Genomic DNA, 18,379 nt, shown 5'->3' with positions numbered 1-18,379 from the left:
GCGCAGAGACCTTGATGCCCACGGGAAGCAAACCCTGATAAAAAGAGCGCCGAAAGGCGCTCTTTTCTTGTCTGGACAACAGGTTCCGGGCGACCGGATCACGGCTTGCGGTAACGCCGCTCCGGCCGCCCGACGGTGCCATATTCGAGCTCGGGGCTCGCCAGTCGCTGCCCCACCAGAAATTCCAGATAGCGGCGCGCCGTGGTCCGGCTCACCCCTATCCGGCTGCCTATCTCCTCGGCACTGGCGGCCTCCGGAGTCAGGGCCGTCAGCACCCGCTGCAGGGTGAGAGCATCGATGCCCTTGGGCAGTCCCTCTGCCGCCACCTGCTGCAACGGCGTACCGAACAGGGTGTCCACCGCCTGCTGGTCGATGTCGGCCAACGCCGCCAGGGCGGCGATGCTCTGACGGTACTTCTCCAGGGTGTCGCGCAGCCGCTCGAACACCACGGGCTTCAAGATGAAATCCACCACCCCGAGGCGCATCGCCTCCTGCAGGGCAGCGGCTTCCCGCGCCGCGGTGAGCAGGATCACATCCAGACTCGCCCCCGCCTGGCGCAGCTCTCTCAATAGCGAGAACCCCTCTCCATCGGGCAGCCAGACATCCAGCAGCACCAGATCGGGCCGGAGGATCCCTATCTGCTCCCTGGCATCGAACAGGGTCAACGCCACCCCCAGCACCTCAAAACCGGCGAGGCGCTGCACGAAGCGGCGGTGGATCTCGGCAATGGCGGGATCATCCTCGACGATCAGGATCTTGATCACTCACACCTCCTTGGGAATGTAACAGACGACGCAACTTCCCTGCGTCGTGGCTTCGATGGTGATCTCCCCCTGCAGGGCATCCAGGGTCTTGCGCACCAGGGAGAGCCCGATACCGTGTCCTGGCTCGGGCTTGCTGCTGACCCCCTGTTCGAACAACCTGTCCGCCAACTGCGGGTCGATGCCGCCAGCCCCATCCTCCACCTCCAGCACCAGATCCTGCCCCAGATCGCTCAGGGAAACCCGGATGGGCTGATAGGGCGCACCGTGGCGGCGGGTCGCCTCGAAGGCGTTGTCGATGAGGTTGCCCAGCACCGTTACCAGCTGGGAACCGCTGACACGGGCAGGAATATCGTGCAGACGGGCATCGGGATCGATCACGAGCTCAAGACCGAGCTCGTGGGCCCTGTGGTATTTGCCGAGCAGCAACCCCGCCACCTTGGGTTTGGCGATGGCCCCCATCAGGAAGCCGAGCAGGGTCTGCTCGGTGGCCGCCTCCCGCCCGATGAAGGCGAGCGCCTCCCGGGTGGCACCGAGCTCAATGAGGCCGGCGATGGTCCCGAGCTGGTTGTTGTGCTCGTGGGTCTGCACCCGCAGCAGATCGCTGTAGGCCTGCACCTGGGAGAGCTGGGCGCTGAGTTCCGCCAGCTCGTCCTTGCGGCGAAAACTCGACACGGCGCCGATCAGCTTGCCCTCGCGCACCAGCGGCAAGCGGTTGACGATGAGGGACTGGCCGTTGAGCACTATCTCCTCGTCAAACTGGGGGGTCTGCTCTTGCAGGATGGAGAGCATGCGACTGCCCGGCAGCAGGTGACCAATGGGCTGGCCGATGGCGCTCCTGGCGGTGGTGTCGTCCAGGCGCAGCAGCTTGATGCCGTTGGGGTTCAGGGAGGTGAGGCGCCCTTGCTCGTCGATGGTGAGGATCCCCTCGCGCACCGTGCGCAGGGTACAGTCGAGCTCCGCATAGAGACGCCCCATCTGCTCGGGTTCAAAGCCGAATATCGCCTTCTTGTAGCGCCGGGCCAGCCAGGCGGCGGCGACACTGTTGAGTACCACAATGAGCAAGGTCATGGCCAGGCCAAAGCGCAAATAGCCCTGCAGATCCGCATCGATGTCCCGCACCAGATAGCCGACCGACACCACCCCGATGATCTTGCCCATCTCGTCACGGATGGGCCCCTTGCCGCGCACCGAGACCCCAAGGGACCCTTGGGCCCTGGAGATATAGGCTTCTCCCTGCAGGGCACGCTCGGGATCATCCCCCACCATGGCTTTGCCAATCCGGTCCGCATTGGGGTGCACCAGGCGGCGTGCCTGCCTGTCCCCGATGACGATGTAGCTGGCCCCGACCTCGGCGCGGATCCGCTCCACCAGGGCATTGAGGCGGACCGTATCCGCCCGTTTCACCCCGGCGATGACGCCGGACTCCCGCGCCACCAGCCGTGCCACATCCAGGGCCTGATCCCCCACCTCACGGTAGCGCTGCTCGGCGACATAGTAGTAGCTGGCCCCGCTCAGCAACACCAGTTGCAGCAGACTGACCAGACAGAGAATGAGCAGGAAGCGTCCTTGCAACCCGAGCCTCATGCCTCCTTGTCGCCTCGCAACAAGTCGAGCAGCAGACTGCCATCGCGCAGGGCCTTGTGCACCTGCACCGAGGTGGGTTTGGTGGGATCTTCGTAGAAGTGGGTGGATTCAATCTGCAGGCGCACCAGGTACTCGGCGGGCAACTGGCTTGCCAGGGACTGGTGCAACATGGGGAAGAGCAGTCGATCGGCCCGGGTGATCTCCCCCCCTAGCAGCAGCTTGCCCGGATTGAGCAGGCAGATGAGGTTCGCCAGCACCCGGGAGAGGCGGCCTGCTGCCTGGTGCAGGATGTCCTGACACAGGCTGTTGCCGGCCAGCGCCAGCTCGCACAGCTCGCGTATGGTGACGCTTTCGGGCAGATCGAACTCCTGCATCCGTTCGCGCAGCTCCCGATATTGCGCCTCCAGCGCCTGATTGGTCACGAGGGTGCAGGCGCAGCCGAAGCCACCGCAGTAGCAGCGCTGGCCATAGGGTTCGAGCTGCAGGTGGCTGAGATCCCCGAGCAGAGCCGACTCGCTCTCGATGAGCTGGCCATTGACCACCATGCCGACCCCGATGTCGTTGTGCACGAACACCAGCACCGCATCCGAGCAGTTCCTGGCGGCGCCCCACTCCCGCTCGGCCTGGATCCAGGTGCGCACGTCGCCGCTCACCAGCACGGGTACCGAGAAGGCTTCCTGCAGGGTGGGACCGAGGGGCCAGTTGCGCAGATCGTAATAGGGAAAATGCTTGACCATGCCGGAGTGGCGCTCCACCTGGCCGGGCAGGCAGAGGGCGATGCAGGCCAGACGCAGCGCCTTCTTGGGCAAAAAGCCCTCGATGGCCCGCACCAGGCTGGCCAGCAGCTCGGCACGCTCCGCCTCGTTGAAGACATGGCGATGGCGTGCCAGGGAGTGACCCGCGAGATCGAACAGGGCCATGTCCACATAGCCGCGCCCCAGGCGCATGGAGAGAAACTGGAAGCGGCGCTCGTTGATGCGCAGCAGGGTCTGGCGACGGCCACGCCCCACCGAGCTCTCGCCGCAGGTGACCACCAGGCCGCCGTCCAGCAGCTCGCGGGTGATCTTGGTGATGCTGGCCGGCGACAGGCCGGTCAGACGGGACAGATCGGTACGGGACAGCTCCTTGTGCTCCTCCAGGCTGGCATAGACCAGGCCGTAGTTGAGCTGACGGATCAAATCGATACTGCCTTTCACGATCTCATTCATAGGGTTGGGGCTAACGAAAGGAACGAATGGCGCGATTTTCACACATTCTGCGCCGATCCCCAAATTTGCCGTCTGGAAATCCTGTCCAGACGGCAAAAATGTGATTAGTAACGGAAGCGGGAGACGAGTTGGCGCAATTTGTCACCCGTGCCTGCCAGGGCGCGGGTGGTGGTGCTGGACTCCCCGGACGCCTCGGTCAGCTCGCTGACGATCTGCTGGATGGCCACCAGGTTCTTGTTGATCTCCTCGGAGACCGCGTGCTGCTCCTCGGCGGCCGTGGCGATCTGGATGTTCATGTCGTTGATGGTGCCGACCGCCGCTACCATGCTGTCCAGGGAGCTGGCGATGTGGCTCGCCTCCTGCACCGTCTCCTGGCTGCGTGCCTCGCTGGCCTGCATCACCTCCACCGCCTGCTTCACCCCGCCCTGCAGGCGCTGGAGCATCTCGTTGATCTCCTTGGTGCTCTGCTGGGTACGGCCCGCGAGGGATCGCACCTCGTCCGCCACCACCGCAAAGCCGCGCCCCTGCTCGCCCGCCCGGGCCGCCTCGATGGCGGCGTTGAGGGCCAGCAGGTTGGTCTGATCGGCGATGCCGCGAATGACCTCCACCACGGAGCCTATCTTGCCGGTCTCGTGGGCGAGCTGTTCGATGACCCCGGCCGCCACATGCACTTCGTCCACCAGCCGGTTGATGCTGCCGATGGCGCTGCTCACCACCCCCCGGGCAGCATCGGACTCGCGGGCCGCATCGCTGGTGGCGCTGGCGGCGTTGGAGGCGCTCGCCGCCACCTCCTGGGCGGTGGAGCTCATCTCGGTCACCGCGGTCACCACCTGATCCGTCTCCTTGCCGTGGCCCTGCATCTGCCTGTCCGCATGCTCGCTCAGGCTATGCAGCCGATCCACGGCCCCCAGCAACTGGTGACTGGTTTCCCCCACCTGGCTCACCACCGACTGGATCCGTTCGACAAAGCGGTTGAAGGCGGCGGCCAGCTGCCCCACCTCGTCCTTGCTCTGCACCTTGAGGCGCTGGGTCAGATCCCCGTCCCCGTCGGCGATGTCATTGAGTGCGGCAACCGCATCCGCCAGCGGGCGGGTGACCCGGTTGCCGATCACCACGGTGGCCGCCAGGGTCACCCCCAGGATCACCAGGATGAACAGCACCCCGGTTTTCAGGGAGCCATACATGGTCTCCTCCCGCTCGCTGCGCAGGGTGGCCAGCTCATTGTCGATGTCGTCGATGTAGAAGCCCGTGCCCACGACCCACTGATATTTGTCGAGCACCAGGTTGAAGGAGAGCTTGGGGGCATCCCGCCCGATAGAGGGCTTGTTGGTCCAGTACTCCGAGAAGCCATCTCCTTCCCGCGCCGACTTGATGATCCCCTGAATGAGGAAGGCACCCTTGGTATCCTTGTCCTGCCAGCGGTTCTTCCCCTCCATCTCGGGCCGGGTCGGCAGCAGCACGGTATTGCCCTGATAGTCGTAGACGAAGAAGTAGCCGTCGCTGCCATAGCGCAGCGGCCGCAATATCTCCTTCACCTGCTGGCGCACTTCGGGGCTGTCAGGCTTGCCGTAGCTGCCCTCGATGGCCGTCTTGGCCAGCATCAGATAACTGCTGAGCAGCGCCTTGCGCTCCTTGATTGCCCTCTCCCGCGCCACCACCAGATCCGATTCCAGATCGCTCCTGGCCACCAGGTAGTTGCTGAGATTGACCACCAGGGCCATCAGCAGCACGGGGATGGCCCCCAGTAACAGGATCTTCTGCTTAAGTGTCATTGTGTCACCCTTTGTGCTGTGTTCATTGCTGCATGATGTCTGCCTAAACGGCATGGGAAGCTGGCCGAAAGGGAAGTGCGTTCGCTACAATCCCGCCACCTTTAATTATCGACCAGATGAGCTGACTCATGAACCTATGTCCTTGCGGTTCCTCTCTTTTTCTTGCCAAGTGCTGCGGTGTACTCCACGCAGGCCAGCCCGCCGCCACCCCGGAGCAGCTGATGCGATCCCGCTACAGCGCCTTCGTGCTGGGATTGGGAGAATATCTGGTACACAGCTGGCACCCGGACTATCTGAACGGGCTGACCGCGGCCGACCTCTCATCGACCGACACCCGCTGGGATGGCCTCGAGATCCTCGCCAGCCAGGGCGGCCCCGATGACATCCTCGGCATGGTGGAATTCAAGGCCTGGTTCCTGGAGGGGGACGAACGTCACTGCCTCCATGAGCGCTCCCGCTTCGTGCGCCATCAGGGGCGCTGGGTCTACACCGACGGCGAGCAGGATCCGGCGCCGCTGCGGGTCGGGCGAAACGACCCCTGCCCCTGTGGCAGCGGCAAGAAGTTCAAGAAGTGCTGCGGCTGAGGTTTCCCCCACGCCGCCCTCTGGCCAGCCCCCGGGCTGGCCTTCTCCCCTCCAGTCATGCTTTCCCCTGCCTGCCTCGACGGTGACGTGAGGTTCATCACATTTCGCTCATCACCTCACACTTAATGAGCGTTTACGAACATTAATTTGGCCCATATCAAACATTTTACGTCGTGGAGGCGCCACACTGGCCTCATCTGGAAGAGATGAGACGGGCACGAATGAAAATAATCACCACACAAGTCGTCATCATAGGGGGGGGCGCCACCGGCGCCGGCATCATGCGCGATTGCGCGCTGCGCGGCATCGACTGCATCCTACTTGAGCGGGACGACATCGCCGCCGGCACCACGGGCCGCAACCATGGCCTGCTCCACTCCGGCGCCCGCTACGCGGTGACGGATCAGGAGTCCGCCCGCGAATGCATTCAGGAGAACCGCATCCTCAAGCGGATCGCCAGCCACTGCGTCGAGGACACCGGCGGCCTCTTCATCACCCTGCCGGAAGATGACATCCATTTTCAAAATACCTTCATGGACGCCTGCGCCCTGGCAGGCATCGACGCCCGCCAGCTGGATCCCGCCGAGGCGCTGCGCCTTGAACCCAACGTCAACCCGGCGCTGATCGGTGCCATCCAGGTGCCGGACGGCACGGTCGACCCCTTCCGCCTGGCCGCTGCCAACGTGCTGGACGCCAAGGAGCACGGCGCCCGCATCTTCACTCACAGCAAGGTGCTGGGGCTTTTGCGCACCCAGGATAGGGTGCACGGGGTCAAGGCCATCAACACCCGCACCGGCGAAGCGTTCGAGGTGGAGTGCCAGGAGGTGATCAACGCCGCCGGCATCTGGGGCCAGCAGATCTGCGAGTATGCCGACCTCGGCATCCGCATGTTCCCGGCCAAGGGCTCATTGCTCATCATGGATTACCGCCTCAACCAGCTGGTGCTCAACCGCTGCCGCAAACCGGCGGACGCGGACATTCTGGTGCCGGGCGATACCATCTCCCTCATCGGCACCACGTCGAGTCGCATCGATTACCACAAGATTGACCAGCTCACCGTCGAGCCCGAAGAGGTGGAGGTGCTGCTGCGCGAGGGGATAAAACTGGCCCCCATCATGGCCCGCACCCGATTGCTGCGGGCCTACGCCGGCGTTCGCCCCCTGGTGGCGGTGGATGGCGACGAGTCCGGCCGCAACATCAGCCGCGGCATCGTGCTGCTGGATCACGCCGAACGAGATGGCCTCCAGGGTTTCAACACCATCACCGGCGGCAAGCTGATGACCTACCGGCTGATGGCCGAATGGGCCACCGACTTGCTTGCCAAAAAGCTTGGCAACAGAAAGCCCTGCCGCACCGCCGAGCTGAGCCTGCCCGGCTCGCGGGATCCGGAGAAGGTCTCCGCCCCCGGTCTCTCGGTACCCGCCGAAGGCTCGGCCCAGTACCGCCACGGCGAGCGGGTCATCGCCTTTTTCCGCGACAACCCCAAGGCCAACGCCCTCATCTGCGAGTGCGAGATGGTCACCGCGGGCGAGATTGAATACGCCCTGCGGGAGCTCGACGTGGACAACCTGGTGGACTTGCGCCGCCGCACCCGCCTGGGTATGGGCCCCTGTCAGGGGGAGCTGTGCGCCTATCGCGCCGCCGGCCTAATGCAGGAGTACGGCAAGGCGGACGGTCGTCAGGCCTGCGTCATGCTGCGCCAGTTCCTGGAGGAGCGCTACAAGGGTACCCGGCCGGTGCTGTGGGGCGATGCCCTGCGCGAAGCCGAATTTACCTACTGGATCTATGAAGGGCTGTTCGGCCTTGGTGAGTGGACGGCCCCCCACCTGGTGAGCGAGCCCCCCTTCCCGCTCGATGCCAGCACCGCCAATTCCACCAAGGAGCGCAGCCATGAAATTTGACAGCATCGTGATCGGCGGCGGCATGGCGGGCCTCTCCGCAGCCCTGCGCCTCGCCGAGGCCGGCCAGAAGACCCTGCTGATGGCCTCCGGCCAGAGCGCCCTGCACTTCTCCTCCGGCTCGGTGGATCTGCTGGAGAGCGACGGGGATCCCCGCGCCGCCCTGCCCGTCTTCATGGCGGCCCATCCGGATCACCCTTACAGCAAGGTGGGGATGCAGAATATCGAGGGGAGTCTGGCCGACCTGCAACGCCACTGCGCAGAAGAGGGGCTACCCTTGATGCGCCAGGAACACAACCACCAGCGGCTGACCCCCATCGGCACCCTCAAAGCCACCTGGCTCTCCCCCGACACTTGCGCCTGCATGACCGATGCCCCCGCCCCGGACGCCATCCTGCTCGCCACCCTGGAAGGGTTTCGCGATTTTCACCCGGCGCTCGCGGCGGCGAATCTCGCGACCCACGCCCGTTTTGCCCACAGCCGCATCCTGACCGGGGAAATTCGCCTGCCCCAGCTCGCCCAGTTCAGCCGCAATCCCCACGAGTTTCGCTCCGCCGACATCGCCCGCCTGTTCGACAAGCAGGGGCCTGGCCAGCAGGACCTGCTGGCGGATCTGGCCCGCGAGATCAGCCGCATGGTGCAGGGATGCGGCGTGCCCGGCTGTCGCCATATCGTGCTGCCCGCCTGCCTGTCGCTGGGGCTGGTCGGCCCGCGTCTGAGCGAGCTGGAACGGCGCACCGGCTGCACCATCAAGGAGGTGGCCACCATGCCGCCGTCCCTCATCGGCATGCGGATGCAGGAGGCCCTCAAGCGCCGCTTCATGACCCTTGGCGGCACCTTCCTCACCAGCGAGCGGGTGCTGGGCGCCCGCTATGACGGCGACAAGGTGATCGGGGTGCACAGCCAGCACGGGGAGGATCAGCTGTTCGAGGCGGACCACTTCGTGCTCGCCTCCGGCAGCTTCTTCAGCCGCGGGCTGGAGTCGCGCCTCGGGGGCATTCGTGAACCCATCTTCGATGCCGACGTACTGAGCCTTGCCGAGCGCGACACCTGGGCCGGCCGCCGCCTGTTCGACCACCACCCCTTCATGGGCTTCGGGGTCAAGACCGACGAGCGGCTGCGGGTGCTGCGCGGCGGCAGGCCCCTCACCAACCTTTACGGCGCCGGCAGCGTGCTCGCGCACTATGACCCCATTAAAGAAGGTTCCGGCTCCGGCGTGGCCGTTGCCACTGGCTGGCAAGCCGCTGGCCATATTCTGGCGGAGGGCTGAGATGAATCACATATTCCCACTCCAACGACACAGCGTGCTGGCCCACGACGATGCCCAATCCAAAGAGGGCTCTGGCTCAGGTGTCGCGGTCGCCACCGGCTGGCAGGCTGCCGGTCACATTTTGAGTTCAGCCCAATGATGATTTCGCCCCATATCCCGTGCCTTCAACCCCAACGGGAGGAGAACTGACATGCTACTGGATCATGCCAACCAGACTTTCGATCAGTGCATCAAATGCACCGTCTGTACCGTCTACTGCCCGGTGGCCAAGGCCAACCCGGCCTACCCCGGCCCCAAGCAGGCGGGCCCGGATGGGGAGCGGCTGCGCATCAAGAGCCCCGAGCTCTTTGACAGCGCCCTCAAATACTGCACCAACTGCAAGCGCTGCGAAGTGGCTTGCCCGAGCGGGGTGCGCATCGGCGACATCATCGCCAAGGCCAAGCACCAGTACAGCGGCTTCAAACCGGGGATCCGCGAGTTCGTGCTCTCCCACACCGATCTAATGGGCAGCATGTCCACCCTGATGGCCCCGGTGGTCAACTTCACCACCGGCCTCAAGCCGATGAAGCAGGTGCTGGACAAGGCGCTGGGGGTCTCCTCCCACCGGGACTTGCCCAAATATTCACAAGGCACCTTCCGCGGCTGGTACAAGAAGCAGAAAACGAGTCAGGCCCGCTTTGCGCGCCAGATCGCCTACTTCCACGGCTGTTATGTGAACTACAACCACCCGCAGCTTGGCAAGGAGCTGGTGCAGGTGCTCAACGCCATGAACATCGGTGTCCAGCTGCTTGCGCGGGAGAAGTGCTGCGGCGTGCCGCTGATTGCCAACGGCTTCATGGACAAGGCCAGGCAGCAGGCGGCCTTCAACATCCAGCAGCTGGAGAACACCCTGCTCGGCAACGAGATGCCGCTGTTGGCCACCTCCTCCACCTGCGGCTTCACCCTGCGGGACGAATATCCCCACCTGCTGGAGCAGGACAACCACAAGGTGCGCGATCGCATCTCCCTGGTGACCCGCTTCCTGTGGAACGAGTTCGATCGGGGCAACAAACCGGCCATGAAGCCCCTCAATCTGCACATCGCCTACCACACCCCCTGCCACCTGGAGAAGATGGGGGGCGTCATCTACACCCTCGAGCTGCTGCGGGCCATCCCCGGCGTCAAGGTGACGGTGCTGGACTCCCAGTGCTGCGGCATCGCCGGCACCTACGGCTTCAAGTCCGAGAACTACGACACCAGCCAGGCCATCGGCCAGGGGCTGTTTGATCAGATAAACCGGCTCAAGCCCGATCTGGTCATCACCGACTGCGAGACCTGCAAGTGGCAGATCGAGATGAGCACGGCGTTTCGCTGCGAACACCCGGTGCACCTGCTGGCACGGGCGCTGGCCTGACCGCCATCCCCCCGGTCCGCCCATCATCACGGGCACCGGCTTGGAAGCGACACGCCCCGGTCAATGCCTGCGCCCCCTCTGGCCGGCATTGACCGGGATCGGCGCGGCAAGGCCCTGACGCCGCCCGGGCAGCCCGATGGGAGGCCCGGGCGGCAAACCCTTTTGGTTGTTTGAACCACCCGCACAGTGAAAAGCAGCAACAACACCCACCCCGTTAAAATCCATCTCCCATTACCACCACCAGAAAACATCAAGCCAGCATATTCAGCCAAAAAAGAGCCGGCATTCGCCGGCTCTTTGCATCTTCTCACCCCATCAGGGGTGCTGGATGATCAGGCTGTGCTGATCCAGCATGGATTGCAGGATGTCGTGAGAGGAGGAACCGCTCAGGTTCCAGCCACTCAGATCCACGTCCTTCAGGGTGATCTGCTGGGTGACATTGCCATCCCCCGCCGGGGAGACCGACAGGCTCACGTCACTCAGGCCGTTGCCGGTGCTGGTCACCGATGCCTGGAGATGACCCAGCAGGCCATCCACGCTGTTGTCGGTCACCCCCTTGAGCAGGTCCGCCAGATCGATCCTGTCCCCCTCCTGGGGACGGAAGTCGGTGATGGTGTCTATCGCCGGAGAGGCCGTCGTCCCCTCGTCACCACTGCCCCACACGAAGAGATCGCTGCCGGCGCCACCGGTCAGGATGTCGTTGCCCTGACCGCCCCGCAGCACATCATCTCCCATGCCGCCCAGGAGGCGATCATTGCCGGAGGAGCCGAACAGCCAGTCCCCCTGATCCGAGCCCAGCAGATCGTGACCGCTCTGGCTGTGGATGGTGATGGTCTCCGTGGCCGAGCTCAGGGTGCCGCCACCCAGGCTGGATTCGGCACTCAGGGTGAGGGCATGATCCCCCGCCGGCAGATCCTTGAGGTAGATGGGCACGGACTGGTCCATCGGCAGCAACCAGTCGTTGCCATCCGCGTGGCCGACGCTCTGGCCGTGCTCGTCCACCACCTGGGCGCTGCCGAGGTTCTGGATCCGCACCGACAGCTCACCCGGGGCCGGATTGACCACGCTGGCGCTGAGGTTGAGTGGCACCCAGGCCCCTTGCAACGCAAGGATATCGTGGGTGCCGACCCCCAATTGGGGATCGTCCGGCTCGGCCGTCACCTGGATGGCAATCTGGGCGCTGTCGGTCAGGACGCCACCGGCACCGGTATTGCCCTGATCCGAGGTGGTGATGCTCAGGTTGTCCTGACCCCAGAAGTCCCTGGCTGGCTCGTAGTGCAGGTTGCCTGCCAACAGACCGTTGAGATCATCGAGCGACCCGACCAGGGTCACCACGCTGGTCCCCGCCCCCTGCACCGAGACGGCGCCTGCCGCCCCCAGCAGGGTCAGCACACCGTGCTCCACCCGCAGCACCATGGAGATGGGCGCACTGCCCGCATCCACGTCCTTCACGCTGATCCCGGTGAGCGACAGGGAGCCATCCTCTTTCACCTGCAATGAGCCCGGCACCTGGGTGACAGGGGCATCATTGACTGGCTCGACCTCGATGGGCAGCACGTCGGTATCGCTCAGGGGGCCACCGCTGCCGGTGTTGCCAAGATCATTGGTCACCATGGTCAGGGCATCCTGACCATTGAAGTCCTGCTCGCCCTGATAGGTCACGCCCCCTGCGAGCAAGGCATTGATGGCATCCTGGGAACCGCTCAGCACCAGGGTGTTGCTGCCGCTGCCGCTCACCGTCACGCCACTGCCCGCCGCCAGTTCCAGGGTACCGTGCAGCACGGAGAGGGTGACCAAGAGGGGGCTGTTGTCCGCATCCACATCGCTCACCTGCAGCCCGTGAATGGTGAAGGGCTGATCTTCCTGCGCCACCTGGGGCGTCGTCGGCAGCTGGTTGACGGGGGCATCGTTGACCGGTTGTACCAGGATGGGCAGCACATCGGTGTCACTCAGGGCGCCACCGCTGCCGGTATTGCCCCGATCGTCCGTCACCATGGTCAAGGCGTCATTGCCATGGAAGTCCGGGTCGCCCTGATAGGTGACGCCGCCCGAGAGCAGGGCATTGAGATCCGCCAGGGTGCCGGTCAGCACCACATCGCCGGTACCGTTGCCGGTCAGGGTCACGCCGCTCCCGGCCGGCAGGGTCAGGGTGCCGTGCTCCACCGAGAGGCGCACTTCCATGATGCCGTTGCCCGCATCCACGTCCTTGACCTGCAGACCCTGGATGACGAACGGCTCGTCCTCCTGTGCCACCTGGGGATCATCGGGCAGCACGTTAACGGGGGCGTCGTTGACCGGGCTCACATCGAGATGGATGGTGCCGTTCACTTCGGGGCCGAGGGCGCCGTTGTCCAGGCTCTGGGCCGTCACCTTGATCGCCATGGCGCCGTTGGCGTCGTTGGTCACGAGCTCCACCGCGTCGAGCTTGCCCCCGTCCGTGGTGACCTGCCAGCGGCCACCGCCGAGATCCACCACGGTGCCGTTCACCCCGCTCGGCAGGCGGATTTCTGCCCCGTCCGGCACCCCTTCCAGGGTGACGCGCACCTGCTCGGGACCGTTCTCGTGCACATTGCCGGCATTGCCGCCGGTAGCCTGGGTATCCCGGGTCTCCACCCCCAGGTTCAGGGTGATCACATCCCCTTCGGTGCCGCTCGCCTGCTCCTGCATGTCAGTGATGACCGCATCCCCCACCGGATTGACGGTGACGGTGAAGCCCGCACTGGTTTCAAGGGGCAAGGTCAGCCCCTTGTCCAGGGTGAAGGCGCTCAGGGTCAGACTCACGGTGCCGCTGAAGTCCGCAGGCGGGATCAGGGTCAGCTTGGAGAAGTCGGTGCCCACAGGCACCTGCCACACCCCACCGCCGTTGTTGACCGCCGGGGCGGACAGGGTGAAGCCATCCGGCACCCCCTTGATCTGCAGCCCGACGATCTGCTCGGAGCCATCGTTGTCGATGAGGCTGGCCCCCAGCCCCCCCAGACTCACGCTGCCATCTTCCTGGCCCGTGACGTTCTGGACCGTGAGGTTGGCCGGATCGTTCACCGGCAGCACCTCGAAGCTCACGTTGCCGCTCCAGCTCCCCCGAACCGTGCCCGTGGTGGCGGTATCGAGAATATCCACCGTCACCGCCAGCGGCACCTTGCCGCTGAAGTGTTCTTTGGGCACGAACACCAGATCCTTGAGATCCGCCGGGTTGTTCACCGTGAGGGTGGAGACCGGCTGGCCGTTCTTGTCGAGGAAGTGACCATATTGGGGATCCACGGTCACGACCACCTGCTCCACGGTCTCGAGACCGCCATCGGCCACCGAGGGGCTGATGTCGGCGAGCTTGACCGAGAGATCGAGATGAATGTCGGTGTCTTCCAGGTTGTCAGGCTGGCCGTCGCCGTTTACGTCCTTCACGTTCAGTTGCAGCTCGGGCAGGCCGTCCGCCCCGCCGTTGATGTCCACCTCCGGGGTGATGGAGAGGGTGACGTCCTTCTCCACCATCTTGGTGTCACCGCTCACGGTGTCGGTGTTGACCAGGCGCACATTGAAGTGCAGGCCGTCACCGGCATAGTCTTGCGGCAGGGTCAGGGTCAGGCGGTCGAGATCATCGAGGCCGCCCGGCAACTTGATGAGGTACTCGCCGTTGACGAAGTCATAGGTGAGCCCCTGTACGTTGACGCCCGGAGGGAGACCAGTGATGACGATGCTGAGCTCGTCGTCCCCGATGTCCGCCGTGCCCAGGGTCACCATCTGCTTGAGCTGGCTGCCGAAGTTGACGCCGTGATCCTCCACCCCGGTGATGGGGGTACTGTTGTCAAAATCGACATCGGCGGCCACCTGACCCGAGTGGGTCGCGCCATGGAAGTCGGCGCTGGCGGTGATCTCCCGATAGGCCGGGGCGCTCACATCCCCCTCGTTGTTGTCACCAAGGTCGACCACCCTGGCGCTCACCTTGAAGGTGACGGTGCCGGTGAAGCCATCCGGCGAGCGCAGGGCATAACTGCCGAGGGCGTCGTGGGGCACCGTCCAGTTGCCCTTGCCATCGTTGATGCCGCCCACCACCACGAAGCCGGGGGGCAGATCGCTGATCACCAGGTAGTCGATGACCTCATCGCTGCTGGGGTCCAGATCCTCGAACACGAAGACGCCGTCCAGCGGGATGTCGTGCCCGTCCGGGCTCTCCAGCTGACCGGTCTGCACCAGGTTGCCATCGGGCTCCACCACCGCCTGGATATCCACATGCAGGGTGCCGTCGATCACCTTCTGGGCAGTGGCGCTGGAGTCCACATCCACTTGTGTCACCGTGACATGGCTCTGGAGGGTGGTGTCCCTGTCGCTGTCCTCGGGCCCTTTCACCAGCAGCTGGCCACCGCCGAGCAGGCTTTGCAGCTCGGCGTCGCTCAAGTCCACGGCGCCGCCGCTCACGGTCAGCTGGGTCTCGACCCCGCCCACGCGGATCCAGACTTCATACCCGGGTTCGATACCGGAGAGGCTGAGGTGGGTCACCTTCTCGGCGCCGTCGGTCAGGTCAGGCTGCCAGTCGAGGACGGTGAACTGATCCTCCAGGCCATGGCTGGTCTTGGCGTAGTCGGTAGCGTCGATGGCCGGCTCCACCTTGATGGTGAGGGGCACGTCGAAACTCTTGTGGTCGCCGTCATTCTCGGTCACCACCACGTGGCCGATGAGGTGAAGATCCGCGGTGCTGTTGGGGGGCGGCTGGATCTGCAGGTTGCCAAGGCTGGTCACATCCACCTGATAGAGAGGATTGCCCTTGCCATCGAGCCCGGCGAAGGTGAGGGTCAGCTCCTTGCCATTGCCGTCGAATACCTTGGCCCCTTCCGGCAGCCCTTCCAGCACCAAGTTCAGGGTTTCCGAGTGATCGAGCGGGGTATCCGTCCACTCCCCCGAGGTGAGCTTGAAGTCAAGGGGCGCCCGGCCATCCTCCTGGATGGTGATGCTGTAGCCGTTGCCATCCTGGGTCCAGTCGGTGGTATTGAGATCAAAATGGGGTTCATCCACTACCCCCACCAGATCCACGTGCAGGCTCTGGCTGCCGGTCTCCTTCTCGTTCACCACGGTGTGGGTCTGGCCGCTGGCATCGGTCAGGATGGCGGTGTCCTTCACCACCCCCTTGATGGTGAGATCGAAATCGACGTTGCTGTTTTTGGGCGGCAGCAGCTTGAGGTCATTGATGCGGTCATAGGGCACCTCGTAATAGCCGTTGGCATCCTGGGTGACCGCCACCCCACCCAGCAGCAGGGTGGCACCGGCGGGCAGGCCGCTGATGCGCACGAACAGCTGCTCGGAGCCATCCGTGGTGTCTCCCAGATGGGCGAGCCCAATCTTGCTGCCCAGATCGATCAGGGTATCTTCCTTGCCCTGGATCTCGCGCACCGTCAGCTTGGCGTCGTCCGCCAGCGGGTTTACGTTGACAATCACCTCCAGCGGATCGCCGAGGGCCGTCTCCTTGCCGGTCACCACCGGGGTCTTCTCGGTGCTCACCGGGGTCACAATGAGCTTGATGTCACCGCTGTAGTCCTTGCCGGGCACCACGGTCACCTTGTTGATGTCGCCACCGGCCACCGTATAGAGGCCGTTCGCCCCCGGAGTGAGCACCTTGCCATTCAGGGTCAGGCTGCCCTCACCGGACGCCCACTCTATCTGGTAGCTCAGGGTCTCGGAGCCGTCCGTATCGGTGAGGCCCGCTTTGACGTTGAGGGCGATGCCGCTGCTGTCCTCGTCCGTGGTGTAGTGCTGGTGCGTGCTGCCCGCATCCCACAGGGGTTTGTCGGCAATGCCCTGCACCGTGATGTCCAGATTGCCGGTCAGCACCGGGGGCTTGCTCCCCTCGGTGACGCCTACCTGCAACTGCACCGGGAAGCGCAGCGGAGCACCTCCGTTGTTGTAGCTCGAGTAGTCGTGGTTTGGCACAAAAGTGACACCGGTGAGCTGGAACTTGTCATCGGTGTTGGCCACCGCCACCATGGCCGCGGGCGGCACCTCATACCAGGTCTTGCCCCCCTGGGTGATGGTGGTCAGTGCGACGCCGTTGAAATAGAAGGTGCCCTGGGCGTTGGCTGGCGCCTGGATAAGCAACTGCTCCACATGCTCGCCCCGATCGAAATCCCCCACATCCAGGTTCATGGTGATGGGGATCCCCTGGCCCGGATCGCTCGCCCCCGCATCCTCCTGGCCGGTGACTGCGCTCACGGTGAGCTTGCCCGCCTCGTCCCGGATGGTCAGGGTCAGAAGACCGTCGTCGGTATCTCCGTCGCCATCCACCAGGTGGAAGCCTATCTGCTGTACCAGGGTGCTGTTGCTGTGATCGATGCCTGATTTGGCGGTGAAGCTGTAGTCACCCTCGGCATTGATCACCAGGGTGCCGATGATCTGCCCCGTGCCATCTGTCACCGAGATGGTGGTGTTGCCCGTGGCGGCGATGGGGTGCTCGGTGCCATTGATGGTCACCGCTCTCACCACCGCATCATCCGCCCCCTCGCTGGCAGTGGCCAGCAGATCGCCGGTCACTTTCGCCCCTTCATTCAGGGTCTTGCTCGCGTCCACGGCCACGGGTACGTCATCCTGCACGCTCACATGGCCGATCACTTCGGCGCTCAGATCCCCATCACTGTCCCGTGCCTGCAATGGCAGCTGGATATCCAGCAGATCCTTGCCCTGGACGCTGTGATCCAGGTTGCCGGTCAGCTCGAAGGTGTAGCGGCCGGACACATCCAGGGTCAGCTTGAAGATGAGCTTGCCTGCGCTGTCCTTGCCAAAGTAGACACCCGGCTGGCTGTTTGCCCCAATGGTGACCGCCTTGCCCCCCGACGTCAGGGTATTGAGGGCGTTGAAGCGGGCTACATCCAGTTGCAGGGAAACCACCCGGTCACTCCCGGCGGCGATCGTCACCTGGCCGATGGCAACCTCTCCCGTGCCTGACGGGCTGGTACCCCCATGCTGGCCACTGCCCCCGTTGAGGTCCGACTCCTTGACGGTCACCCCCTCGATGGCGGTGATCACGGGATCCGCCGCATCGGTGATCACCGCCGTGGTGCTGCCGGTGATCACACTGCCGTCGCTGTCGGTCACCTTGACCGGCAGGCTCAGGGTGAGCTTGTCGTCAGCCCCGTGATCCAGGTTGGTGTGTACCGTCACCTGGTAATCGAGGGTTGCCTGGGTGTGGGCTTCGATGCGCCCCGGCACGCTCGGCAGGGTCACCGTCAGCACCAGGGTGCCGCTCGCAGTCACTGCCTGGAAGCTGTGGCCGTTGCTGCCCGGCACCTCTTGCCAGGTGAGGGTCTCACCGTTGTGGGTGATGGCCTTGCCACTCCCATCCACGACTTGGCCCGAGAGGGTCAGCCGCACGTCCACCACGGGATCGGAGTCCGCAGTGATGGTCAGGGTGCCGCTGGCTTGCTGGTCGTCCGCCGTCTGGTTGTTGGCGGCCCCATCGAAGCGCCCTTCGCTCACCGTCACGCCGGTCAGGGTGAGGGTCGGGTTGGCCCCTTCCGAAATGCGGATGTTGAGGGTACCCGTGGTGCTGTCGTTGTTGCCGCTGCCCTTGTCGCTGTCGACGATGTTGAGCTTGAACGGCAGGTCGGTCGCGGTGTTGCCGCTCTGATGAACCCCCTCGAACAGGGTCACCTTGTAGTCAAAGCCGTTGCTGGCAGCGTTGTCCAGCTTGCCCACCAGTTCGACCTGAAGCACCTCGACGCGCTGGCCATTGACTTCCACATAGCCTTTCAGCACCTGGTTGCCCGGGATGCTGGCATCGCCGTCGACCAGCTCGTATTTGACGCTCTGGCCCAGGGCGGTCAGGGCCGGCTGCTCGCTGATGTCGGCAAACGACACCTCGCTCACCCGATCCGAGCCCGCATTGACCTGGAAGTGGCCGGTGCCGGTCAGAGTATTGCTGCCGTCG

At 64.5% G+C, this 18,379-nt stretch carries 9 protein-coding genes; 4 read left to right on the top strand and 5 right to left on the bottom strand.

Going from position 1 to position 18,379, the window contains the following annotated elements:
- Positions 1-98 precede the first annotated feature (98 nt).
- From ACB037_RS19170 to ACB037_RS19155, 4 genes are all read right to left on the bottom strand, one after another.
- A complete protein-coding gene (locus tag ACB037_RS19170; RefSeq protein WP_261999491.1) occupies positions 99-764 on the bottom strand; it encodes a response regulator in 666 nt (221 codons plus the stop codon).
- Entirely contained in the window at positions 765-2,348 is a 1,584-nt protein-coding gene (locus tag ACB037_RS19165; protein ID WP_043155894.1) for a sensor histidine kinase, read from the bottom strand. It lies immediately after the preceding gene.
- A complete protein-coding gene (locus ACB037_RS19160; RefSeq protein WP_029314606.1) occupies positions 2,345-3,556 on the bottom strand; it encodes an ROK family transcriptional regulator in 1,212 nt (403 codons plus the stop codon). The genes ACB037_RS19165 and ACB037_RS19160 overlap by 4 nt, the downstream gene beginning before the upstream one ends.
- Positions 3,557-3,660: 104 nt before the next feature.
- Positions 3,661-5,328: a methyl-accepting chemotaxis protein gene (locus ACB037_RS19155; protein ID WP_134996814.1), complete on the bottom strand. Its 1,668-nt coding sequence runs from the start codon at positions 5,326-5,328 to the stop codon at positions 3,661-3,663.
- A 128-nt stretch (positions 5,329-5,456) separates the two neighbouring features.
- On the opposite strand from ACB037_RS19155, the gene ACB037_RS19150 reads away from it, so the two are divergent.
- From ACB037_RS19150 to glpC, 4 genes are all read left to right on the top strand, one after another.
- Positions 5,457-5,912 carry a YchJ family protein gene (locus tag ACB037_RS19150; RefSeq protein WP_109111836.1) on the top strand — a complete coding sequence of 152 codons (456 nt, stop codon included), beginning with the start codon at positions 5,457-5,459 and terminating at the stop codon, positions 5,910-5,912.
- 221 nt (positions 5,913-6,133) lie between these two features.
- Complete coding sequence (gene glpA, locus ACB037_RS19145; RefSeq protein WP_371175766.1) at positions 6,134-7,813, top strand: anaerobic glycerol-3-phosphate dehydrogenase subunit A; 1,680 nt, start codon at positions 6,134-6,136, stop codon at positions 7,811-7,813.
- Complete coding sequence (gene glpB / locus ACB037_RS19140) at positions 7,803-9,080, top strand: glycerol-3-phosphate dehydrogenase subunit GlpB (RefSeq protein ID WP_371175765.1); 1,278 nt, start codon at positions 7,803-7,805, stop codon at positions 9,078-9,080. The genes glpA and glpB overlap by 11 nt, the downstream gene beginning before the upstream one ends.
- A gap of 190 nt (positions 9,081-9,270) precedes the next feature.
- Entirely contained in the window at positions 9,271-10,473 is a 1,203-nt protein-coding gene (gene glpC, locus ACB037_RS19135) for an anaerobic glycerol-3-phosphate dehydrogenase subunit GlpC (RefSeq protein ID WP_371175764.1), read from the top strand.
- A gap of 315 nt (positions 10,474-10,788) precedes the next feature.
- Here the strand turns inward: glpC and ACB037_RS19130 are convergent.
- Positions 10,789-18,379: type I secretion C-terminal target domain-containing protein (locus tag ACB037_RS19130; protein WP_371175763.1), on the bottom strand; the 7,591-nt coding region annotated here is incomplete at its 5' end.

It is taken from the genome of Aeromonas sp. S19(2024), from assembly GCF_041402625.1.
Lineage (GTDB): Bacteria > Pseudomonadota > Gammaproteobacteria > Enterobacterales > Aeromonadaceae > Aeromonas > Aeromonas caviae.
Note: the sequence above shows the minus strand (reverse complement) of the source record. Positions and strands in the feature narration are given on the sequence as shown.

Coding starts and splice junctions, on each gene's coding strand:
- glpB (WP_371175765.1), top strand. CDS start 7,803: ATGAAATTTGACAGCATCGTGATCGGCGGCGGCATGGCGGGCCTCTCC.
- ACB037_RS19155 (WP_134996814.1), bottom strand. CDS start 5,328: ATGACACTTAAGCAGAAGATCCTGTTACTGGGGGCCATCCCCGTGCTG.
- glpC (WP_371175764.1), top strand. CDS start 9,271: ATGCTACTGGATCATGCCAACCAGACTTTCGATCAGTGCATCAAATGC.
- ACB037_RS19165 (WP_043155894.1), bottom strand. CDS start 2,348: ATGAGGCTCGGGTTGCAAGGACGCTTCCTGCTCATTCTCTGTCTGGTC.
- glpA (WP_371175766.1), top strand. CDS start 6,134: ATGAAAATAATCACCACACAAGTCGTCATCATAGGGGGGGGCGCCACC.
- ACB037_RS19150 (WP_109111836.1), top strand. CDS start 5,457: ATGAACCTATGTCCTTGCGGTTCCTCTCTTTTTCTTGCCAAGTGCTGC.
- ACB037_RS19160 (WP_029314606.1), bottom strand. CDS start 3,556: ATGAATGAGATCGTGAAAGGCAGTATCGATTTGATCCGTCAGCTCAAC.